The sequence below is a fragment of the Paenibacillus sophorae genome, from assembly GCF_018966525.1.
GTDB lineage: Bacteria > Bacillota > Bacilli > Paenibacillales > Paenibacillaceae > Paenibacillus_AQ > Paenibacillus_AQ sophorae.
The window spans coordinates 5,678,693-5,700,434 of the sequence record NZ_CP076607.1; the positions used below are offsets into that span (position 1 = coordinate 5,678,693).

The 21,742-nt window shown below is 53.0% G+C and carries 21 protein-coding genes, 1 pseudogene and 1 riboswitch; of the genes and pseudogenes, 2 read left to right on the forward strand and 20 right to left on the reverse strand.

The genetic code is table 11. The features are described from left to right. Positions 1–13: 13 nt before the first annotated feature. On the reverse strand, positions 14–2,068 hold the full coding sequence (locus KP014_RS27575) for an S-layer homology domain-containing protein (protein WP_036602826.1): 2,055 nt from the start codon (positions 2,066–2,068) through the stop codon (positions 14–16). 43 nt (positions 2,069–2,111) lie between these two features. Further along, a riboswitch (cyclic di-GMP riboswitch) is annotated at positions 2,112–2,205 on the reverse strand. Positions 2,206–2,428: 223 nt separating this feature from the next. On the opposite strand from KP014_RS27575, the gene KP014_RS27580 reads away from it, so the two are divergent. After that, positions 2,429–3,454 carry an aldo/keto reductase gene (locus KP014_RS27580; protein ID WP_036602827.1) on the forward strand — a complete coding sequence of 342 codons (1,026 nt, stop codon included), beginning with the start codon at positions 2,429–2,431 and terminating at the stop codon, positions 3,452–3,454. Between the two features lie 48 nt (positions 3,455–3,502). On the opposite strand, the gene KP014_RS27585 is transcribed toward KP014_RS27580, so the two are convergent. From KP014_RS27585 to KP014_RS27665, 17 genes and pseudogenes are all read right to left on the reverse strand, one after another. Then, positions 3,503–3,907: a MerR family transcriptional regulator gene (locus KP014_RS27585; protein WP_246590601.1), complete on the reverse strand. Its 405-nt coding sequence runs from the start codon at positions 3,905–3,907 to the stop codon at positions 3,503–3,505. Between the two features lie 233 nt (positions 3,908–4,140). Beyond that, positions 4,141–5,565 (reverse strand): MFS transporter, encoded by a 1,425-nt coding sequence (locus tag KP014_RS27590; RefSeq protein ID WP_036602830.1) that lies wholly within the window; start codon positions 5,563–5,565, stop codon positions 4,141–4,143. 199 nt (positions 5,566–5,764) lie between these two features. Next, on the reverse strand, positions 5,765–6,349 hold the full coding sequence (locus KP014_RS27595; protein ID WP_036602831.1) for a TetR/AcrR family transcriptional regulator: 585 nt from the start codon (positions 6,347–6,349) through the stop codon (positions 5,765–5,767). Between the two features lie 61 nt (positions 6,350–6,410). Further along, positions 6,411–6,875: a nuclear transport factor 2 family protein gene (locus KP014_RS27600; RefSeq protein WP_036602833.1), complete on the reverse strand. Its 465-nt coding sequence runs from the start codon at positions 6,873–6,875 to the stop codon at positions 6,411–6,413. Positions 6,876–7,127: 252 nt separating this feature from the next. After that, positions 7,128–8,004: pseudogene (arsB, locus tag KP014_RS27605) on the reverse strand (arsenite/antimonite efflux transporter); the annotation flags it as partial. Next, on the reverse strand, positions 8,005–8,223 hold the full coding sequence (locus tag KP014_RS27610; RefSeq protein WP_139210632.1) for an ArsR/SmtB family transcription factor: 219 nt from the start codon (positions 8,221–8,223) through the stop codon (positions 8,005–8,007). Beyond that, positions 8,175–8,477 (reverse strand): ArsR/SmtB family transcription factor, encoded by a 303-nt coding sequence (locus KP014_RS27615; RefSeq protein ID WP_090834488.1) that lies wholly within the window; start codon positions 8,475–8,477, stop codon positions 8,175–8,177. The genes KP014_RS27610 and KP014_RS27615 overlap by 49 nt, the downstream gene beginning before the upstream one ends. A 155-nt stretch (positions 8,478–8,632) precedes the next feature. After that, positions 8,633–9,532, reverse strand: coding sequence for a dihydrodipicolinate synthase family protein (locus KP014_RS27620; protein WP_216700431.1), 900 nt, complete (start codon positions 9,530–9,532; stop codon positions 8,633–8,635). A 17-nt stretch (positions 9,533–9,549) separates the two neighbouring features. Then, positions 9,550–10,752, reverse strand: a complete 1,203-nt coding sequence (locus KP014_RS27625) for a pyridoxal phosphate-dependent aminotransferase (RefSeq protein ID WP_051499747.1) — start codon at positions 10,750–10,752, stop codon at positions 9,550–9,552. Positions 10,753–10,771: 19 nt separating this feature from the next. After that, positions 10,772–11,953, reverse strand: coding sequence for a M20 family metallopeptidase (locus KP014_RS27630; RefSeq protein WP_036592870.1), 1,182 nt, complete (start codon positions 11,951–11,953; stop codon positions 10,772–10,774). Further along, on the reverse strand, positions 11,950–12,735 hold the full coding sequence (locus KP014_RS27635; protein WP_036592871.1) for an SDR family oxidoreductase: 786 nt from the start codon (positions 12,733–12,735) through the stop codon (positions 11,950–11,952). Before KP014_RS27635 ends, KP014_RS27630 begins: the two co-directional genes overlap by 4 nt. Beyond that, on the reverse strand, positions 12,732–13,907 hold the full coding sequence (locus KP014_RS27640; protein ID WP_036592873.1) for a M24 family metallopeptidase: 1,176 nt from the start codon (positions 13,905–13,907) through the stop codon (positions 12,732–12,734). Before KP014_RS27640 ends, KP014_RS27635 begins: the two co-directional genes overlap by 4 nt. 33 nt (positions 13,908–13,940) lie before the next feature. Beyond that, positions 13,941–14,747 carry a nitrilase-related carbon-nitrogen hydrolase gene (locus KP014_RS27645; protein WP_216700432.1) on the reverse strand — a complete coding sequence of 269 codons (807 nt, stop codon included), beginning with the start codon at positions 14,745–14,747 and terminating at the stop codon, positions 13,941–13,943. Positions 14,748–14,810: 63 nt separating this feature from the next. Beyond that, a complete protein-coding gene (locus KP014_RS27650; RefSeq protein ID WP_036590469.1) occupies positions 14,811–15,527 on the reverse strand; it encodes an amino acid ABC transporter ATP-binding protein in 717 nt (238 codons plus the stop codon). Positions 15,528–15,556: 29 nt separating this feature from the next. Then, positions 15,557–16,273, reverse strand: coding sequence for an amino acid ABC transporter permease (locus KP014_RS27655; protein ID WP_036590472.1), 717 nt, complete (start codon positions 16,271–16,273; stop codon positions 15,557–15,559). Positions 16,274–16,366: 93 nt separating this feature from the next. Next, positions 16,367–17,248 carry an ABC transporter substrate-binding protein gene (locus KP014_RS27660; RefSeq protein WP_246590795.1) on the reverse strand — a complete coding sequence of 294 codons (882 nt, stop codon included), beginning with the start codon at positions 17,246–17,248 and terminating at the stop codon, positions 16,367–16,369. Between the two features lie 18 nt (positions 17,249–17,266). Next, entirely contained in the window at positions 17,267–17,935 is a 669-nt protein-coding gene (locus KP014_RS27665; RefSeq protein ID WP_051499538.1) for a GntR family transcriptional regulator, read from the reverse strand. 409 nt (positions 17,936–18,344) lie between these two features. Here KP014_RS27665 and KP014_RS27670 point away from each other — a divergent pair, with 409 nt between their 5' ends. Further along, positions 18,345–19,478 (forward strand): mandelate racemase/muconate lactonizing enzyme family protein, encoded by a 1,134-nt coding sequence (locus KP014_RS27670; RefSeq protein ID WP_175491910.1) that lies wholly within the window; start codon positions 18,345–18,347, stop codon positions 19,476–19,478. 99 nt (positions 19,479–19,577) lie between these two features. On the opposite strand, the gene KP014_RS27675 is transcribed toward KP014_RS27670, so the two are convergent. Next, positions 19,578–20,573, reverse strand: a complete 996-nt coding sequence (locus KP014_RS27675; protein ID WP_246590602.1) for a quinone oxidoreductase family protein — start codon at positions 20,571–20,573, stop codon at positions 19,578–19,580. 137 nt (positions 20,574–20,710) lie between these two features. Then, complete coding sequence (locus tag KP014_RS27680; RefSeq protein ID WP_036600390.1) at positions 20,711–21,553, reverse strand: helix-turn-helix transcriptional regulator; 843 nt, start codon at positions 21,551–21,553, stop codon at positions 20,711–20,713. Positions 21,554–21,742 lie beyond the last annotated feature (189 nt).

Here is a 21,742-nt window from a genome sequence, read left to right on the forward strand (position 1 = left end):
GACCTTCTCTTAGTCATTGAAACACTTCCCCTTTCTTACCCAGCCATCTGTAAATTACGGCCGCAGCCTCGGCTCTTGTGCATGTAGCTCTTGGATTCAACCGATCACCGTTCCCCTGAATGAGTCCGCTCTTGATCGCAGCCAATACGGACGGCTGGGCCCATGAATGGACCTTCGCGGCATCGGCGTAGGCGTTTAGCGCTTCACTCTGCTCTTCCTTCCGCAGTGAGGCGGCATTCGTCAGCATGACCATCATCTCCTCACGGGTGATGGAAGCATTCGGTTTAAACAGACTTCCTTCGTAGCCTTTGATCCAGCCAGCCGCAGCCGCTTGTTCTACGGCATCCGACGCCCAGTGGCCCGCAGGAACATCCTTGAATGAAGCTGTCCCCTTCGTTTGGCTTCTGAGTCCCGTGGCTTCAACCAGCATCTTGGCAAACTGGGCCCGCGTAACCGATTGGCCGGGCTCGAAGCGTCCTGTGTTCATGCCATTCACGATCCATTTGGATGCCAGAACTTCGACCTCGTCTTTTGCCCAATGAATCTTCATATCCGCGAATGAAGGCTCGTATAGGAACAGAGCGTACAAACCAGGCTCTTGAACTTGTGTCCGAATGTTCCGCCAAGAGACGTCGAATGTTCCGCCGGCGTAACTCCACTTTCCGGTATCCCCGTTATAACGGTAAAGGCCCGTCCGGTTAGCACGGTCGGCCGTTGCAGCGGCTTGCTCCAATTCAATGGTAAGCAGGGCCGGCTTATTAAGCTTCGCTTCGGACGTCCACGTCCAGGCCACTCCAAGCCATGTCATTTCTTTATTTGGCGCTGTGGCCGCTTCGCTCGGTTTCAATACGACTCGTGTATCCTTACCGAATGTTCCCGGTTCAAACACAAGCCGTACCGCTTGTCCGCCTGCGGCCACTCCGCCGCTCGGGCCGATAAGATCCCCTTCTGGCTGAAGCGCAGCGACCCCAGTCCCAGTGCTCCCGGCAGCCCCAGTGCCCCCGGTGCCCCCAGTGCCCCCAGCGGCCCCAGTCGTTGAAGCAGCCGAGTCGCTCGAAATGATTTCCCGGCTAACCAGCCGGCCGTTATTAACCAGAGCAAAGTCTTCTCCATTGAAGCCAATGAATTGCGATGGTGCGATGACGCCCAAGCTGTACAGGTTCCCGGTCGCTAAATCCGCACTCCGCACTATAGCCTTGTCGCCGCTAGCCTCCAGCCAGGCTGCTGTTCCGCCCGAAATACTCATTTCCGCGTATTCGGTTTTGCCTAGCGCAACCGGCTGGGTCAAATCCACCGGCTGCGGATTGCTTACTCCCAGATCAAGGAACACATACTTCCCATTTCTGTCCAGATCACGCTGTTTCCACAGAATTTCTTCGCCATTGAATACGAACCGCTCTACGTAAGAGGTGTACGGCAGGTCAAGAAGCTTGCGGACCGTTCCGGATGAAATCACGTATTCATACAGATCGCCGTCCGAACCCCCTTTGTAGACAATGCGCCCGTTCTTAATGACCGGGTCTCGCCCTTTCCCCAAATCTTTCAGGGTACTATTCGCCAGGTCATATAAGTACATTTCGTATTGAGGATTTGTCTGCCATACAATATAATCGCCGTCTATGGAAGGTATACGATTCTGACCGACATCCGTATTTAGCTTGGACTCGGTTTTTGTCTTAACATTGTAGCTGTAGATATCCCAGTTCAGATTGCCGACACCTTCGTTTTGATCTCTTTTGTCAGCCCATACTACGATTGGCTCCCCTTTTCCATTGACGCCAACGACAGGCGTATCGGTTGGTTTACCATGATTGGTTATCTCTAGCTTTTGACCGGTATCCGTATTGCCGTAATAGATCTGTCCGGCATACTTTGCGGCTCTGGACCGCCAGACCACATGTGTTCCCGATATCCGGATACCGCTTCCCTCAATAGTGAACGAGGACAATTCATCCTTGTAGGTGTAGACCGTCTCAGCGGATACCGGTTGCCCAGAGGATACTATCCCTGTTGCCATTAATCCCGCGACCAGTGATCCCGCTATCCATTTCTTCAATATGCTCTTCATAAACACCAATCCCCCTGTTAGTGACAACAAAAAACCAAGCCTCTTGAGCAACCCGGCTGCCAGGTCATGATTGGATCATGACGGTAGGCCCGTGGCTTTGCGTCCCCGACTTTCGAACGGGTTTGCCTTTGTTCAAGCACTTGGTTTCTTTATCACTAGTGCTTTATGTGTAGTCAAAAAGTTTGACTTTCCCCAAAATTGTACAACGTGTTACAAATTATTGCTATACTATTTTTCCCAAATACTACTTTATTACTAGCAGGAATGAGCGTCAAAATACAAGTCTTGACCTAGAGTAAACTCTAGGTATTATGATGATTTTGCAAAGACAATAATCAACCAGCAAGGGAGAGATGAAGCATGAAATACAAACAGCTAGGCGGCACAGGTCTGATGGTGTCGGAATTCTGTCTAGGCACCATGACGTTCGGTGGCAAAAATGATCCGATGAGTTCTGTAATGGGGGCTCTTGATGAGCAGGCGGCTGGGCAGCTTGTGAATGAAGCGCTCGAAGCAGGCATTAATTTTTTTGATACCGCTAATGTGTACGGAGTAGGAGAGTCGGAAGAGATTTTGGGACGTTCGCTTAAAGGTAAGCGGCATGAAGCGGTGATCGCGACCAAGGTAAGATTCCGGATGGGACCGGGTCCGAACCAGGTAGGATTATCGAGGGGCCATATTATCCAACAAGCGGAAGAAAGCCTCAAACGTCTTGGAACAGATTACATCGACCTGTACCAGATTCACGGCCCCGATCCGCTTACGGATTGGGAAGAGACCTTGCGTGCGCTGGACGATCTCGTTCGCAGCGGCAAGGTTCGATATATCGGCTGCTCCAACCTGCAGGGCTGGCAGATGATGAAGGCGAACGGCATTTCCCGGGAATTGGGCCTGCATACCTTCCAAACAACCCAATCTTATTATTCACTCGCCGGACGCGATATTGAGCGGGATATCATCCCCGTGCTTCAGGATCAGAAAGTGGGCCTCCTCGTGTGGAGTCCTTTGGCCGGCGGATTTCTGTCGGGCAAGTATACACGGGACAATCAAGGCGGGGCGGATGATCGGCGCAACAAATTCGATTTTCCTCCGGTTGACCGGGAGAAAGGTTATGGCCTGATTGATGTCTTGCAGGAAATCGCAAAAGCGCGGGAAACCTCGGTCGCCAGAATCGCGCTGGCCTGGCTGCTGAATCAACCGGCCGTGACGAGCGTTATTGTCGGAGCCAAACGGCCAGACCAGCTTCAGGATAATCTTGGAGCATCCGGTATCATTTTGAACGAGGAAGAGCTGTCCCGTCTTGATCAAGTCAGCCGTCTGCAGCCGGAGTATCCATTATGGAACCCCAGCGTTTATATCGAAGATCGTTACCCCATTCAGAAATAAGCAGCAGAAAAAAGGGATGAGCCGAACAATTGGGTTCGTCCCTTTTGTTTAGTTTGATCCTGGTTGTCCGGTGCTCTTGATTCCGTCTTTTTCTTTGGAGTACATATCGATCTTGAAGTCAATCATCCCGATATATGACATCAAGGTGTTGACCTGCTCTTGAACGGTTTTTTTCTGCAGCTCAAGCATTTGTATACGCTGTTCAGTCGTTCCGTCACCCTGTACGGTAAGTTCAACAAAATCCTTCAGCTGTGAAATGGACATGCCCGTATCGCGGAGGCAGCAGATGAATTTAAGCCACTCAATATGTTCTTCCTCATATATGCGTATGCCGCCCTCGTTTCGTTTGATGAACGGCAGGATGCCTTCTTTTTCATAATATCTTAAGGTGTGGATTGACAAATTGGACTTCTCTGCCACTTGGCCAATCGTATACTGCATTTTGAGGCTCATAGGTTTGACCTCCGCCTTATTTTAGGTGAACCTTGGATTCAGGTACGTTATCTTCATTATAGGTCCTAGAGTAAGATCGAAGTCAAGTGTTCAACGGGGGCGCGGCGGGCTGGTCGATAGCCATCGCAGTCTTCCCTTGCCGTCATACGCCAAAAAAGGCCTTGAACTCTACTCGCGCAGACATTCATGGCCTTTTATGATCATTGAAATAAAGATGTCATCAAGCACGCCTTTTACTCATGGAGCGACTTCGCTTCCATAACAGCGGCATTTTTTTGCTTAAGCGCAATGAACGATACGAGAATGCCAAGAAGCGCAATCACAGCGTCAATGATGAATGCCATGTGGATCGCTCCGGTTAAATCCGAGGGCTCCATCGTTTCCAAAGTAGCGTTTGAACCGAGGCTTGCAGAGATAATGGCCATAATGACAGCCAATCCGATCGCTCCGCCAATTTGTTGTCCGGTAGAGACGATAGCGGATGCAACACCCTGTTCTTTCATATCAATTCCTGTGCTTGCCGCAATGAACATCGTTGTAAAAATAAAGGCCTGACCAATACCGATGATAACGGTACCCGGAATGATCCCCCATGCCGATCCATGCTCAGAGAGCTGGGTGAGCAGCATAAAACCAATCGCGCCAAGTCCCATGCCGCTTGCAATTGTACCGGCTGCACCTACGGTTGCCAGCATTTTGTTAATCAACTTCGCACCTACAAAAGCACTAATGGTCAGCGGCAGGAAGCTTAATCCGGATTGAATGGCGGAGTAATGCAGAACCTCTTGCGTGTATAGCGTGAGGAAATAGTATAACGTACCGAATGATGCGGAGAACAACGCTGCGGTAATCGCCGCCCCAGTCAAACTCCGTATCCGAAACAGTCTAAAGGGGATCAAAGGATCTTGCGTCCGATTTTCAATGACTACGAACAACAGGAGCAGAATAGCGCCGATAATGCCAGGAATAATAGCTGATGGATGAAGCCAGCCCACGACCGGGGCTTGAATAAGATAATTTACAATCAAGATCATGCCGGCCGTTACGGAAATCGCGCCTGCTGCGTCAAAATGGCGTTTTGCCGATGCCGCCTTGCTCTCCAAAAGCGTGATCGGAGCGAGGATAATAACGAAAATAGCTATTGGTACATTGACAAAAAAGGTAGCTTCCCAGCCGATAAAGCTTGTTAACACGCCGCCAAGCAATAACCCAATGGACATGCCCACTCCACCCATTGCCGCCCAAATGCCTAATGCACGGTTGCGTTCCGGGCCTTCTTCAAAATTGGACATGATCAGTGACAATGTAGCCGGTGACAGCAGTGCTCCGCCAATGCCTTGGAGTCCCCTTGCCATAATGAGGAACAGCTGAGAGTCTGCGATACCGCCAAGCAGAGAGCCTAGACCGAAGATCCCCATGGCAATGATGAACATCCGCCGTCTGCCCAGCAAATCGGACAATCTTCCACCGATAAGCAGGAATCCTCCAAAGGCCAGGGAAAACGCGCTGATGACCCACTGCAGCTGGTTCGCACCAAAGCCCAAATCTGCTGCAAGGGAAGGCAGAGCTACAAAAATAATTGTGTAATCAAGAGCCAAAATTAATTGGGACAGTGCGAGGATCGTCAAAGCCAATCCTTTGTGTCTAGTCGAATTCATGAAATCCACTCCTTTTCTTTATCAGACCTTTCAGTCTAAAAAATAGATAAAAAATTCTCTTCCTATTTAATACAGCGGGAATAGGTTCAACAAATGGTCGACTCTACCCCCGAATTCCACTCACATAAGAGCCTATCACATTCCAGACCGATTGATCTAAAAATTCGAAAATATAATGAAGCGTCTTTTTTACGCTCCATTAATTGTCAAGCTTAGAAAGAGTAACGGCAGCAATATCATCCAAAACTTTAGGATCGGTGGTTAATTTAGCCACTTGGGTTAGCGCATATCTCTCATGATACAAATAACGTGCAAGACCAAGCAAATCACGGTCTCCGCTTAGTTCACCCTGATTTCGGGCGCGAACCAGCGCTTCATAAAAGGCTTGTACCAAACGCGTCATATCCCGTTCAAAAAACGCTGCGATTTCCGGATCATGAGGGACTTGATCAATGGCGCTGTGCATAATGAAGCATTCCTTGCGGCGCAGCTCATCCTGCAGAACAGCCACAATTTCATGGAAAATATCAGCAATCGCTTGCTTAACTGAGCCTGGACGCTCCAAATACGAAATGACAGCCTCCGATTTCTCATTTACATAATGTTTGACGGCCTTGATGAAGAGATCCCGCTTGGTTCCATAGGTATCGTACAGACTTTGGCGCGCTATGCCTAACCCATCGAGTAAATTTTGCAGCGAAGTGCCTTCGTAACCGTAATGCCCGAATACCTCCATAGCCTTGTGCAGAACAAGCGTTGTATCAAATTCCTTGCTTCTCGCCATTTTTTACAAGTACACCTCCCTGTGACATTCATCTTAGCTTTCCCAGATCATTCAGTCAATATTATTTTTGATGCCCGGAGAATTGAATAACCTCATTCATACTACCAATCGATTCGACCGCCACTAGCGGATTCCAGAAGTCCCGATAGCGTGTAATGAGGCCGTCTTTCGTTTCGACTACACTGATGTACGTCTGATTGTAAGGGTTCCCCGTTTCTCTGTGCTTCCCGGTCGATTTGAACTCCGCAATCACAAGCTCGGGATCGACAGCCGGATGGAACTCCAGGTCTGTAAATTGCACCTCGAAATGTTTCGGGAAGTTCAGCATATATTCGTACATGTCGGCTTTACCTTGTTTGTATTCAGGAAATCCTGCCGGTCCGTAAGGGAATTCCAGGATACCGTCTTCGTGCCAAAGGTTGATCCACGCTTCAATATCTCCACCCGACAAATATTTCAAATGATTGCGAAATGCCTCTTGTGCCCGCTCGCGAATCGCTCCTGCTGTAAGTCCGTTGTTATTCATTTTATTTTCCTCCTTTTAATTTAGACTATTTAGTCTGTAATGTTCAAAAAAATAATATCTTACATTAAGTATTATAATTTTGTGCTGCAGTTCCTATTGACCACCTCCTTGTGATTCCATCTTATCCTTTTCAGATCATTTAGTCAAGAATTATTTTTATTAATTTTAGGCAATGAAAAAGACCATTCCCATGAGGAACAGTCTCTCTGCTTAAGGGTGATAAACAGGGTAGGAATGGTCAGGATGATGCCTGAACACGATCGCCCAAGGCGCCCCTTTAACCACTTCCATTGTAGGTACGAAAGGACTTCTTCTTGCCATAAGCAGGAAAAAGATCGCGATCACCCCGGCGATAGCGGAAACGGGAATATTCAGGAACTCACTGACGAAGTACCCGGCCAGAAGAACCGCAAGGACAATCCAGGACTGCTTGAACATTTTCTTGTCCTTAATGGCGTCTTCGGGATTTTTTAGCTGTGAGCTGTTAAACTGTCTCGGGATGCTTTGGCGGAAAAAAGAGGTGCAAAACCAAGATACTGGCCGCCAGGGAAAACAAGGTAGGCATAATCATATGCCCCGCGTATTCCATAAAGATAACTCCGAAGGAGTCGGCGGATACAATGTTGACCAGATTGCTGACGACGAGGGGCAGTGAGGTTGTATCCGCAATAAATCCGCTGGCGATGATAAACGGAAACACCTTTTTCTCGTCAAAATTGAGCGCACGCACCATGGCCAGCACAATCGGAGTCAGGATGAGCGCCGCACCGTCATTGGCAAAAAAGGCGGCCACCACCGCGCCAAGAATGGTGACATAGATGAACATCCGGATTCCGTTCCCACGCGCCGCTCTCGCCATATGTAGGGCAGCCCATTCGAAAAAGCGGATCTTATCAAGGATTAAGGAAATGAGAATGATCGCAATAAAAGCTAACGTGGCATTCCATACAATCAGGGTAACATCGAGCACATCGTTAAAACTCACTACGCCCGCAAGCAGAGCCAAAATCGCCCCGCCGCATGCCGACCATCCAATCGATAAATTCCGGGGCTGCCAAATGACAAAGATTAAAGTAACAACAAAAATGAAACCCCCTAACAATACCGAAACCAATCCGCTGACGTCCATTTATTCACATGAAATTCTCATGCCTTTCTTACCCAGCTCTTCCAGTGCATGATCTTGTGAAGGAACGAAGGCAATCAATTTTTGAATGAGTTCACGCTGAGCGCTGCTCGGATTAACCGAATAAAAAATCCACTGGCCTTTCCGGTTCTCCTTGACCAACCCCGCATCTTTCAGCTTCCGCAAATGCTGGCTGACTGACGGCTGACTCGTCTTGAAAATCTCAACAAGCTCGCATACGAGGGTTTATCCTCCACATTCAAGGAGTAGTATACCCACTGCCTGCGTCTCGTCTCATTGACAATGCCCTGAGCTTTTAACTTTCTCAAGTGCTGGCTTACGCCTGGCTGCGACATATTTAAGATTCCGACCAAATCGCAGACACACCATTCTTTGTCTTTCAGCAGGCCAAGGATCGTCAGTCTGGTTCTGTCGCCTAATAATTTGAGCTTGTCGGCCATATCCACATTGAACATATGCACAGTCCTCTCGAGTGTACGAACGTAATGCTTTAATATTAAAATTCCTATCATTTAAAATCAAGAAAGGTACAGTTAGGCGTGCGGGTTAAATTACAAAAAAACCTCGCCGAAAGCTTGAATCGCTCTCTTCGAGGTTCCTATGCCGATGCTTATGCTATGATGCCGGTCTGCTGCAGGGTGCGTGCGATATCCGCTCGGGCTTCTTCCCCCAGCGTACGGAAAGGCGCCCGGACCGGTCCCGAAGGCAGGCCGATAATATCCAGCGCGGCCTTGACCATCGCGGGCTGTCCGTACTTGCGGGCCAGATCCCGGATCGGCTGCCAGCGGTAATACCGCTCCAGGGCGAGGGCATTTTCGCCTTGCTGAAATTCGTTGTAGAGCGCGACGAACTCGGAAGTCATGAAGTTGGCGTTCGTGGATGTGCAGCCAGGCAAGCCGGAAGCCAGTCCGCCAAGGATAAGGCCGTCCGAACCGCACATAACCGAGATGTCTTTACCTGCGTATGCGACAGTCCGCACCAGCGCATGCAAATCCGTAGCGCCCTGCTTGACTCCGGCGACGTTGTCAAGCTTGGCCAACTCGGCGATTTCTTCCGGCGACAGATGGACGCCGATGCTCGCGCTGTTGTAGATGAAAATCGGCAATTCGGCCGCTTCGTTCAGAAGCTGGAAGTGATACAGAATATCCTGCGGCCGCACCTCCGATACATACGGAGGCGTTACCATCACGCCGTCGGCTCCGGCCAGCTTGGCCGCATGCGCCAGCTCGCTGGCTTCGTCGGTTCCGCTGGCCGCCGTGCAGCAGACCAGCGGAACCCGGCCGGCTACCGCGTCCGCAGCAGCGGTGAACAACTGCTTCCGTTCGTCGATCGTCAGGCTCGGATACTCCGCGTAGGTGCCCCCGACAATAACGCCGTGAGCGCCAGAGGCGATATAGTGGTCGATATTCCGCCGCAGCGCGGCCGGATCGAAGGCGAGCGTATCCGTCATCGGAGTGATGGCGAGCACGTAAATTCCTTTAAGCTTATCTTTCAAATCAGTTGTGGACATGTCTTGAACTTCCTCCTTTATTTGCTCCCTAGAAGCGACTCCATGGCCGCGATTCCGCTCTCCATCTCGTCCCGGGAAACGGCATAAGACAGGCGGATATGATACGGGCTGCCGAACCCGGTTCCCGGCATCACCGCAACTCCGGCCTTCGTCAGCAGGATATCCGCCAGATCGTCGGCGGTGGATATGATTCGTCCCTCCAAGGTTTGGCCGCGCCAGGCGGAGGCGTCCACCCACACATAGAAAGCGCCGTCCGGCACGCTGCACTCCAGCCCCTTGATCCGGCGAACCCCTTCGACCAGAATGCCGCAGCGCGCGGCGTATTCATCCCGGATTTCCGTCAGATCGTCTTGAGGACCGTCAATAGCTGCAAGCGCCGCTTGTTGGGCAATGGATGACGGGTTGCTCGTCGTATGGGACTGCAGACGAAGCATTGCCCCGGTAACAGCCGCCGGTGCTGCCGAATAACCGATTCTCCAGCCGGTCATCCCGTACGACTTGGACACCGCGTTGATCACGACAGTCCGCTCCCGCATACCGGGAAATGATGCGATGCTCGTATATCCTTCCGGCTTAAATACAAATGCGGAATACACCTCGTCGCTGATGACCCAAAGATCCCGCTCGCGGCAGAACTCGGCAAGCCTCAACAGCTCATCTGCGCTGTATACCGCGCCGGAAGGGTTGTTCGGCTGGTTGAGAATCAGCAGACGGGTCGACTCGTTCACCAAAGGCGCAAGTGTCTCCGGCGTCACTTTGTATCCGGCGGAAGCATCGGTCTGAACGAAGACCGGCTTGGCGCCGGCGAATTTAACCTGCTCGGGAAACGACACCCAATACGGAACCGGGATCAGCACCTCGTCTCCCGGCCGGCACAGCGTGCAAATCGCGTTGAACAACGCATGCTTGCCTCCAACGGTAACTACAATATCCCCAGGTTCATAGCTGAGTCCCATATCCCGGTGAAGCGCTCTGCATATCGCTTCGCGCAGTGGCAGAATGCCGCTCGTGTCGGTGTATCCCGTGAAATTATCTTGAATCGCCTGAATCGCGGCAGCTTTGGCCCGGTCAGGCGTTGGAAAGTCCGGCTGTCCGAGGCCTAAGCGGTACACGGTTCGGCCTTCCCGCTGATACTGTGCCACCGTGGACTCCAGCATTGCAGTCGGGGACGGCAGGACACGCTCCACCCAATCCGCCAACTGAATATGTTGGTTTAACAACGTCCATCACCTCTTCTGTTTATCTGTACGAGCCTGCGACTTCCACCGCAATGGAAGCGTAGACCCGTGTTGCATTCTCCAGTTCTGACAATGTCACCCACTCGTCGATTTTATGAGCCACGCTGAAATCACCTGGTCCGTATATGACGGAAGGAATTCCCCGTTTGACGAAGTGGGTCATATCGCAATTGGCCGTAAGGCCCGTAAGTTCCGGCTTATGTCCGTATACCCGTTCGATCGCTGCGGAAGCCAGCTCGACCATCGGATGATCTGGGCGGGTTTCCGACGCCACTCCGGTCGTCGGAACGAGCCGGTCGATGCGGACCCTGCCGTCCAGCGCGGGCAGACCGGCGATGATCTGCTCGATCTCCCGCAGAGCGTCATCTTCCGCTTCGCCGGGAATAAGCCGGCGGTCGATCAGCGCCTCGCAGCGGTCGGGAATCATCGATTCCTTGATTCCCCCGTTAATGACCGTGACGGACAGGGTCGACTGTCCCGTTAACGGATGCAGCCGCTTCGTCAGCTCCTGCTCGGCGAAGTCTTCAAGCGCCACAAGGGTGCGCGCCATAAGGGACACGGCATTGACGCCAAGGTGAGGCGTTGACGAATGGGCCGAAACCCCTTCGGCCGCCAGCACCGGGCGTATGCTGCCCCGGTGCGCAATCGCGAGCTTGCCGTCAGTCGCCTCGCCGATCACCGCCAGATCGCCGTGCAGATCGTCCGGGAGCCTGCGGGCTCCCAGGCTCGCCGCCTCTTCATCCACGACCGCCGCAAGCACGATGTCCCCAGGAAGCTGTGCGCCGGATGCGGCAATCGCTTCGACGGCAGCCATCATGGCGGCCAAAGGTCCCTTCGCATCCATTACGCCCCGGCCGTAGACCCGGTCACCCTTGCGGAGCATGGTGAACGGATCGGAGCTCCAGCCTTCGCCGGCCGGCACGACATCCATATGCGTATTCAGAATAATCGTCTTCCCGCCGCCCGTGCCTTTCAGGCGCGCGATCACATTCGGCCGTCCCGGCTCGATCTCCTGAAGCTCGACTTCACAGCCCGCTTCCCGCATGATTTTGGCGACATAATCAGCCGCCTCTCCTTCCGTTCCGCTTGGGTTCACGCTTTGAAAGCGGATCAGATCGGCCAGTATCTCGACCGTCCGCTCGGGGCGGATCACCGGTTCTACCGTGCGAAGATCCTCGCTCATAGCGATTTCACCATCCCGCCGTCCACCAGCAGCGTCTGGCCGGTTACATAGCTCGCTCCGTCCGAGCACAGAAAAGCCACTACGCGGGCGAATTCATCCGGCTGCCCGTAGCGCCCGAGCGGAATCTGCTTCTCGCTCTGCGCCTTTATCGCTTCCGGGGTAACCCCTGCCTTGTCCGCCCGAATCCGGTCCAGGGAACGGACCCGATCCGTGTCGATCCGGCCCGGAGCCACCGTATTCACCCGGATGCCGTACGGGGCAAGTTCTTCCGCCAGCGTCTTGCCAAGTCCGGCTACGCCGGTCCGCATCACATTGGAGAGCGTCAGCCCAGGGATGGGCTGCTTGACCGAGGATGAAGCCAGATTGACGATTGCGCCGCCCTGTTCCTTCAAGTGCGGAAGCGCACCCTGGACAAGACGTACCACGCTCAGCACGTTAAGCTCATAGGCGTACTGCCAGTCTTCCTCTTTGAGCGACTCAAAGGTCCCGGCGGGAGGACCGCCCGCATTGGTGACGAGAATATGCAGCCCGCCAAATTCACCGACCGTCTCTTCCACGCAGCGAAACAGGTCCGATGCGGAGCAGACGTCAGCCTGAAGGCCGAGTGCGGGCATTCCCGTTTCGGCGGTGATTTCCGCAGCCACATCTTTAGCCTCTGCACCATTTCGGCTGAACAGCGCCACCTTCGCACCGCCGCGCGCCAGCTCGAACGCCACGGCGCGGCCGAGACCCTTGCTTGCCGCCGCTACCAGCGCGATCTTCCCAGCGAATTGTCCACTCATGATTTTACCCCCTTCGCTAGGGTCAGCTCGCGCGGCAGCTTGGTCAGCACTTCGCAGCCGGTTTCCGTCACCAGGATCGTCTCGCTGAATCCGACGCCGTAGCGGTTCGGAACCCGAAGGGCCGGCGGAATGTGGAAGACCATACCCGGCAGAAGTATGCGGTCATCGTCCCGCTGAAGGCTCATAATATGGCCTTCTCCCCAGTCCGGCGCAAAAGCGACGCCGATCGAATAGCCGGTCCGTTTGCGGAACTGCTCGTACAGCCCTGCACGTTCGATCGTTCCCCGGCAGGCTTCGTCCACCTCTCCGGCGGTAACGCCCGGACGGACGGCTTCAATCGCGGCGTTCAAGGAAGCGATGCACACCTCGGTCACCCGTTTGATTTCATCGGTTGGCGTACCGGTATAGGCCGCCCGCATCAGCGCGCCGTGGTACCGGTTGCGGGCCCCTGCCACTTCCAGCAGAAGCGTCTCCCCGTCGCCGATCACCTTGTGTCCCCATGCTGCATGCATGTTGCCCGAACGGTAGCCGGAGGAGATGAACGGCTCCATCCCCAAATACTCACCCCCGGCCAAAATCATGCCGGAGAACATCGCCGCGGCGGCCTCGTCCTCATTCACTCCCGCCCGGATTGCATCCAGCCCGGCCTGCATCGAACGGTCGGCCACCGTGCAGGCTTCGCGGATGTACGCAATTTCCGCCGGAGATTTGATGACCCGGAACGCTTCAACCGTCCCTTGGGCATCCATGAGCCGGAAATCGCCAAGCATTTTCTCAAACTTCTGATAGTTGCGGACAGGCAGGAACCAGGAGCCCGTCTCCAGGCCAATCGCACCGGGAGCGATGCCGATCTCTCTGACCGTATCCGCGGTCAAAGCAACCGGATCGTTCGTATCGTCATAGGTTCTGACCTGGCTTTCAGGCAGCCAGCTGTAGGTTTGAACGTTGGAAAGCTCGCCTCTGCGAAGCACAAGCACCGGATCGCCGGAAGCCGGCACGACCAGGCATTGGTACATATAATAGCCCGGGCTCTGATAGCCGGTCAGATAAAAAATATTCTCAGGGGTGTGAATCAGCATTCCGTTCAGCCCCTTGAGTCCGAGCTCGCGTTGTACATTTTGAAGACGGATATTAAATTCATCCCTGGAAAATACCAATGATGTGGCGCTCAATATGGTCTACCCCTTTCCCTGAACTCATCGTTTTCAAGCCTGATAGCCGTAAGTGTCCATTCTTAAATCCCTTAAATACGGTGTGAGCTTGGAGCATTCGTCCGCTTCATCCAGATCGATCTCCAGCACCTGCATGCCCTCTTCATTCAAAATTCCACTAAGGATCAGTTCACCCCGTGGATTCGCGAGCTTATTGTTGCCGAACAACCGAAGTCCGCCTTCGCGGCTCACCCCGTTGATGCCAGCCACAAAACAAGTATTTTCAAGCGCCCTTGCCGGATAATAAATATCCCATCTGTGCTTATCTTCCAGCGAAAACGCGGATGGCGTGACGATCAGCTTCGCCCCTTGCAGTGCAAGAGTGCGCGCAGCCTCCGGGAAACCCGCATCGTAACAAATCAGGACGCCGAGCTTGCCGAAATCGAGTTCATACGGAGCACAAACGTCCCCGGGTTTAAAAACCTTCCTTTCATCCTCCCACAGATGAACCTTGCTGTACGTTCCCGCAAGCTCTCCGTTTCGCCTTATAATAACGGCGCCATTGGCGATCCCGCCTTCACTCCGTTTAAGGGCCATCGGGATTACTATGTTGATGTTATGCGTCCGGGCGGCTTCCCGGAATGCCCCGACAGTTAAACCGCCGGTATCCTCGGCCAGCTCATGATAGCGGCCGCCGATGACGTCGGTATCGTACCCGGTGACGAACAGCTCCGGGAACACGATCAGATCGGCTCCCTCCCGCGAAGCCTGTTCAACGAACTTCAGGCCTTTACGGACATTCGCGGCAACATCCATCAGTGCGCTTTCGAACTGCACAAGCGCCAGTTTAACAGTTGCCAAGCGTCTCCCCCCTTTAAGCATGAATTCCTCAGTTCAAACAGCTGATACTCAGCCTTTGTCCCTTCAGTACTGCGTAATCTGGTTAAGGAACTGCGCCAGACGGGGATGCTTGCCGGCTTCTTCCATCTGCGATGAAGGCAGGTCTTCGACAACCTTTCCCTGGTCCATAAAGATGATGCGGTCGCCTACCCGGCGCGCGAATTCCATTTCATGCGTAACGATGACGACGGTCATGCCGTCTCTGGCGAGATCTGAGATCACGTCCAGAACCTCGGCCGTCATCTCGGGATCAAGCGCCGAGGTAGGCTCGTCGAACAGCATCAGCTTCGGATTCATGGCAAGCGCCCGCGCAATCGCGATACGCTGCTGCTGCCCTCCGGACAGCTGTTCGGGATAATGCTCCGCCCGGTCTTTCAGACGTACCCGTTCCAGCAATTGAACCGCGCGCGCCCGGACCTCATTCTCTTTTTCCCTGCGCACTACTTTCGGAGCCAGCATAATATTCTGGATCGCGTTCAGGTGCTGGAACAGATCGAACGATTGAAAAACCATGCCGATCTCTGCCCGCGCGTGCCGCGATCCGCCCACATCCTGTCCATTGTACAGAATCTGTCCGCCGTCAATGGGTTCAAGCCCCGCCATGCATCTCAGCAGTGTTGACTTGCCGGAGCCGGAAGGTCCGATAATAACCACCCGCTCGCCCTCGCGGATATCGAGGGAGACCTCTTTTAGGATCGGATCACCATGGTATTGCTTGGACACCTGCTCGATTTGCAGCACAATGTTCAGCCTCCTTTCCGTTTTTCAAGCTATAGGATTGACTTCCCGCGCTTCATTAGCGAGAACAGCCGGGGTTTGCGGGTTCGCGAACGGGTAATATCCATCCGCCGTTCCAGGTAAGATTGCACGAGCGTGAACAGCGCCGTAAAGGCAAGGTAATAAATGACGGCCGCGATCAGCGTATCGACATAATCGAAGTTGGCGCTGGCGGTCTGTTGAGCGGTCAGCAGCAGATCGGTATAGCCTACGACCGAGGCCATCGCCGAGGTCTTCAGCATGCCGATAAACTGGTTGGCTGTCGGCGGGACGATGACGCGAAAAGCCTGGGGAAGAACGACGTATCTCATCCGCTGCCAGCTGTTCATTCCGAGAGCGTTAGCCGCGCGATGCTGCCCTTTGCCTACAGATGCGAGGCCGGAACGCACGATTTCCGCCATGTAGGCCGCCTCGTTAAGCGCGAGTGCGACGAATGCTGACTGGAACCCGGTCAGCCTGATTCCAAACTGAGGCAGCGCGGTGTACACAAAGATCAGCTGCACCAACACGGGAATCCCGCGAAAAATCCAAATATACGAAGCCGCCAAGCCCTGCAGAAGCTTCCACTTTGACATTTTGGCAAGCGCAATGATGAATCCAAGAAGGACGGCGACAATCTGCGACACCAGCGTAAGCTTCATCGTATTTATGGCTCCATCCAGAAAAGCACGGGAACCGAGATACGCCCAAACACCTTCCAAAAATTCCATTCTTAAACCTCCTTTTTACAGCTTCCGTCAGATTCGGCGAAGAAAAATCCGTTCACGCGAATCTGACGGCTATGTTATCTAGGGTGCCTCACATTACTTGAAGTAGCTCATTTCAGCCGGCAGATGGTACTTTTCCATCAACTGCTTATAGGTTCCGTTGTCAACGACTTTCTTCAACGCCGCTTCGATGGCTGTCTTCGTTTCCGTATCGCCCTTGCGAACGGCGATTCCGATCTTCGTATCCGCACCGAAGGAGCCGGCGATTTCGAATACGCCCGGTTTCTCCTCTTGCAGGTAAGCAGCTCCGGGAGAAGAGTGAAGGAATGCGTCGGCACGGCCCTGCTCGGTTGCAAGGACGGCGTCATTGGCAGTCGGAAGCGCCAAAATTTTAATTTCTTTCTTTCCGGCTTGCTTCAGTTTTTCGTTATGTTCACGGACGTTGATTTCCTCGACAGCCCCGCGTGTGACGGCAACCGTCAGATCGGACAGATCATCCAAGCTTTTGATCCCCTTCGGATTGCCGCTCTTCACGACGATCGAATCGGCAAGTCCCATATAAGGGATGAAGTCTACTTGCTCCTCCCGCTCGGGCTTGATATACATGGCGGAGTTGATGATATCGATCCGCTTGCCCTGCAGAGCCGGAATCAGGCCGTCGAAGTTCATCGACTGGATCTTCACTTCAACGCCCATTTCCTTCGCAATCGCTTGCCCCAGTTCAATATCGAAGCCGGTGAATTCATTGTTTACCATGTATTCGAAAGGAGGAAACGTAGCGGCCGTACCATAGGTCAAGAACCCTTTTTCAACTAAAAAAGATGGGGCTGCGGCGGATGCCGTCTCTTGAGGCTTGCTGCTCCCAGCCGGGGAAGATGCCTGCCCACCGTTTGCGCCGTTTGTTCCGGAGCATGCGCTCAACACAGCAACCACCAATACCAACATCGCACAGACAAGCATCTTGGTGTTCTTCATCATCACGTTAATCTCTCCTCATCAGTTCTGGTTGTTTTGCATTACACTCAGTACAACTTGCTGGGTCTTCCGATTGTGTTCAACTAGATAACGGCTGGCTTCCTCCGCCTGCTTGAGGGTCATAAGCTCAACCAGCCGGCGATGCTCGTTAAGGGAACCGTCAACCATTCCGGGCTGAATTAAAAGAATGCGGCGATACCGCTCGCTCTGCTCCCATAATCGTTCAATGATCGACAACAGCACAGGACGCTGTGCAAGACTGTAAATGAACATATGAAACTCGCGGTTGGCGGCCAGAATGGCTTCGGTGTCGAGGCTGTGGTGATTGGCCAGCTCCTCCTGCTTCTGAATCATGCCGTTAAGAACGGCAGCATCCTCCGGCGTTAGCAGCTCTGTCGCAAGCTGTACGGCCAATCCTTCCAGATTACAACGGACCAGATAAATATCTTCGAGATGCTCCGCCGACAGTGGGGTGACCGTTACGCCCCTGTGTGAATGCAGCAGAACCAGGTCCTGGGCTGCCAGCTTGTCCAGCGCGCTGCGGACGGGCATTTTGCTTACCCCGAGACGGGCGGCGACAGCGTCTTGGTCGATTTTCTCACCAGGAGCCAATTCGCCGGATAACACCCACTGCTTAAGAACGGAGTACACATGCTCCGACGCGGTAACAAAAGTTGGGATTCTACTCAATCATTCAGCATCTCCTCTCGCAAAAATTTCAAGATCGGATATTTGATCAAATATCAACGATCAATGATTACCTGTGATATAGGTCACATTGTAAGGGCCAATTCGACAAACTGTCAATAAAAATATCTCAAATTGTAAATATTCCTGTCATGAAGTCGAAATAACTAACATAAAGTCGAAAAAATAGATATTTTGTCGATATTTCAGTTGCAAAATGAGATTTTATGTGACTATAATTACTGTGATATTTGATCAAATATCAATTTTTTTATCTTTTTTCGTGTTATAAGAGTTTGTCGCGTCATATTCCATGACATAACTTCCTTCTTAATCGTCTCCCTTCTCCTTACAAGATCGTGCCAATTCCACCATGAGCCCATTCTGCCGAATGAAAAAACGAGGTGTAGGTATGCTTATTTCACAAATTGATGTGTTCAGATGTGACCTCCCGCTCTCTCCCCCATTCACTCATTCTTCTTCCGGGACCGTCACTCATTTAAAAGAAATCTATCTGCGCATTACGGCTGATTCCGGCGTTACCGGCTGGAGCGAAGTTCGCGGAAACTGCGAATACGTTACCGGCGATACGCCCGAACGCGTTGCGGCTGTTCTTACCCATACACTGGGCCCCGCACTCATCGGAAAGCCTGTTATGAACAGAAATAGGATCAATGCCCAGCTCGACAGGCTGATTAACGGAAACAGCGCGGCCCGCGCCGCGGTGGACATTGCGCTGCTCGATCTCATGGGCAAGCAGTTGAAAGTGTCCGTCGCCGAGCTGCTAGGGGGACGGCTGCGGGATTCCATCCCGAGCGATGCCACGATTGCCTTCGGCACACCGGACGAAGCCGAGGAGGAAGCGGCCCGGTATTTGCAGGGCGGTTTTCGGACGATTAAGGTGAGAGTCGGCCCTGACCGGGCCGGAGACCTTGAGCGGGTGCGGCGGGCCAGAGCCGTCATCGACTCACTCGGGCTTGGCGCAGAAGTTCTTCTGTGTGTCGATGCCAATCAAGGTTGGACGCCCAAGCAAGCGTCCCTTCGCTTGAGGGAACTCGAAGCACTCGGCGTGGAATGGGTCGAGCAGCCCGTACCCGCTGACGACTTCGCCGGTCTGAAACAGGTAAAGCAGCAGACACGGGCCGCCGTTGTAGCCGATGAGAGCTGCCGCACCTGCGCGGATGTCGCCCGGATTGCCGCCGAGGGCGCGGCCGATATTGTCCACTTGAAGCTTGTAAAGGCGGGGTCTGTCGCCAATATGCTGCGGATGATGGCGGTCGCCGAATCTTTCGGCATCCCGTATATGCTCGGGCAGATGGACGAGGGGCGGCTGGCTACTGCCGCTCTGCTGCAAATCGCGGCGGCTTCACGCGCCAGCCACTTTGAAGTGTGGGGATTCCAGCGAGTCCGTCCCGAAGATGATCCCGCCGGCGCGCTTTCGGTATCGAACGGGGCCGTATCCGTTCCCGAAGGCTTCGGACTGGGAGTCACCGTCGATGAATCCCGCTTGACCAAGATAGCCAGCCTGTCCGCAGGCGTAATATAGACCGCATCTAGGACTTCGAATATATTATTGAAGCAAAACAGCAAGCCTCCGTTTGATTGGATGCTTGCTGTTTGTATTTTCCGATCCCTGGCAGCTTGATTATTGAATCTGCAAAACGATCTTTCCGATGGTGTTCTTCTTTTCTAAAAGGAGATGTGTCTCCGCTGCCTGTTCCAATGGATAGACACCTGACACCTCGGAGCGAAGCTCTCCGCGCGCCAGCATGCCGAGCGCTTCCTTCGCCGCTGCTCCCACCTTGTTCGGAGCGGTCTCGGCGTACCCGCCGAGCGAAAAACCGGCAATCGCTTGATTACCTATCCATAAACCGTTCATCGATTGAAGCATGTCCGGTTCGCCGCTCGCATTCCCCACAACGACCAGTTGTCCGAGCGGGCTAAGCACTTGAAGACTACGGGAGCGCGCTTCTCCTCCCACAGGATCGAAGACGGCATCGACGCCTGCTCCCCCTGTTGCGTCAAGAACACGTTCAACAAACTCCTCCCGGATAAAGAGCTCGTCATAACCAAGAGACTCGGCGAGTTTCAATTTCCCTGTACTGCCGACCGTACCCATCACATGCTTTGCTCCCAGCCGCTTGGCCACTTGACCGAGAAAGCTCCCAAGCCCTCCGGCAGCAGCGTGAATGAGTACCTTACTCCCCGCCTGCATCCGATGTACGTCTTTTATAGCCATGTAGGCGGTCGTCAAATTAACGATGGACGCCGCTGCTGTAGCCAGGTCAAGCTCCGAACCGAGTGAATCAAGGGGTACGGTCAGCGAAGCTCTTACATTCGCCATTGTCGCGTAGCCCCCAAGATTCAGCAGCGTCATCGATGCAACGGGCTGACCGACATAGAAGCCCTCCACTCCTTCCCCAATCGCCCGGACATATCCGGACACTTCCAATCCAGGTATAAGCGGCATTGAGAATGAAGAACCGAATTCGCCCCTCCGCAACAATATGTCCGCGTATCCAACGCCCGCATAAGCCACGTCAATCGTGAGATTTCCGGGAGCCGGCTTGAGATCGGGCAATTCCATAAGCCGTAATTTTTCTACGCCGCCAAATCCGTCAATGACCATCGCTTTCATCATCTTTACCTCCTTCAAATCTACCGGTTGTAGCTATCTTAATTCGCCCGGAGGAAGGCAGACAGTGTTTATTTATACGGGTATAGAATTTGATAGGATAACGAAAAAAGACTTTGCTGCAAGAGCGAATCAACGGCCAGTTAAAGGATGGATTGTCCGGCAAATTCCAACATACGCTGTTCGGTGAATGTACCCTCGTCGGGGGTGTAGACACAGAGGTGGATATCGGAATTGCCGTTTATATGACTGAATGAATTCAGTGTAAAGCTTAATGGCCCTGCCCCGGGATGATTTAATTCAAATCGGACGGCTTTCTTATCCTGCACATCATGCAGCTGCCATAACTCTGAGAATGCTGGGCTGTCGTTATATAGTCCTTGTACGAATTCCTCGAGCACAGGATCATCCGGATGCTGGTCGTAATAAGAACGGAAGATCGCTAAGCCGTATCTGGCAAACTCGTCCCAGTTGGTTATGTTCTGGCGCAAAGAAGAGTCGGTGAATACGAGACGCGTCATATTGCATTCTTCCTTGGGAAGCGAATCGAAATCCGTTAAAAATTTGGAGGCCATACGGTTCCAAACCAGTACATCTGTCCGGAATGTGGCGATAATGGCAGGATAACGAATTTGTTCGACAATCTGCCGCAGCCCCGTGTCTATTCCATTAATTGGTGACGCGCTGGGGTCGGTCATCCGATCATAATTCGCCAGTCGTTGGAGGTGCAGGTGCTCTTCCGGAGATAGCAGCAAAGCTCTTCCTATTCTTTCGATAACATCTTTAGATACACGAACTTCCCGCCCCTGCTCCAACCACGTATACCAGGTCGTGCTCACTTCAGCTAACTCGGCAACTTCTTCCCGGCGAAGCCCTGGAGTTCTTCTCCGACCATACTTCCCGCTGATGCCAACCATGGCGGGCTGTATCCGCTCCCGGCGCGATCTCAGAAACTGGCCTAACGCTTTAAGCTTCCGTAATTCCATTGACACGGTACATCCCCCCTAATCTTAGGATAACACAACCATCATTCCCGCCGAAAAAATCCCCCCCTTTATCACACGCTCTTGGGAAACAGGAAAATTATGCATCCATCTGAAATAACGGGCGTATTCAATGTTATACCTACAATTGAAATCATAGCCCTAAATATTGGAAGTAAGTTATCATATATA

Coding starts and splice junctions, on each gene's coding strand:
- KP014_RS27575 (WP_036602826.1), bottom strand. CDS start 2,068: ATGAAGAGCATATTGAAGAAATGGATAGCGGGATCACTGGTCGCGGGA.
- KP014_RS27580 (WP_036602827.1), top strand. CDS start 2,429: ATGAAATACAAACAGCTAGGCGGCACAGGTCTGATGGTGTCGGAATTC.
- KP014_RS27585 (WP_246590601.1), bottom strand. CDS start 3,907: ATGAGCCTCAAAATGCAGTATACGATTGGCCAAGTGGCAGAGAAGTCC.
- KP014_RS27590 (WP_036602830.1), bottom strand. CDS start 5,565: ATGAATTCGACTAGACACAAAGGATTGGCTTTGACGATCCTCGCACTG.
- KP014_RS27595 (WP_036602831.1), bottom strand. CDS start 6,349: ATGGCGAGAAGCAAGGAATTTGATACAACGCTTGTTCTGCACAAGGCT.
- KP014_RS27600 (WP_036602833.1), bottom strand. CDS start 6,875: ATGAATAACAACGGACTTACAGCAGGAGCGATTCGCGAGCGGGCACAA.
- KP014_RS27615 (WP_090834488.1), bottom strand. CDS start 8,477: ATGTTCAATGTGGATATGGCCGACAAGCTCAAATTATTAGGCGACAGA.
- KP014_RS27620 (WP_216700431.1), bottom strand. CDS start 9,532: ATGTCCACAACTGATTTGAAAGATAAGCTTAAAGGAATTTACGTGCTC.
- KP014_RS27630 (WP_036592870.1), bottom strand. CDS start 11,953: ATGAGCGAGGATCTTCGCACGGTAGAACCGGTGATCCGCCCCGAGCGG.
- KP014_RS27635 (WP_036592871.1), bottom strand. CDS start 12,735: ATGAGTGGACAATTCGCTGGGAAGATCGCGCTGGTAGCGGCGGCAAGC.
- KP014_RS27655 (WP_036590472.1), bottom strand. CDS start 16,273: ATGGAATTTTTGGAAGGTGTTTGGGCGTATCTCGGTTCCCGTGCTTTT.
- KP014_RS27660 (WP_246590795.1), bottom strand. CDS start 17,248: ATGATGAAGAACACCAAGATGCTTGTCTGTGCGATGTTGGTATTGGTG.
- KP014_RS27670 (WP_175491910.1), top strand. CDS start 18,345: ATGCTTATTTCACAAATTGATGTGTTCAGATGTGACCTCCCGCTCTCT.
- KP014_RS27675 (WP_246590602.1), bottom strand. CDS start 20,573: ATGATGAAAGCGATGGTCATTGACGGATTTGGCGGCGTAGAAAAATTA.
- KP014_RS27680 (WP_036600390.1), bottom strand. CDS start 21,553: ATGGAATTACGGAAGCTTAAAGCGTTAGGCCAGTTTCTGAGATCGCGC.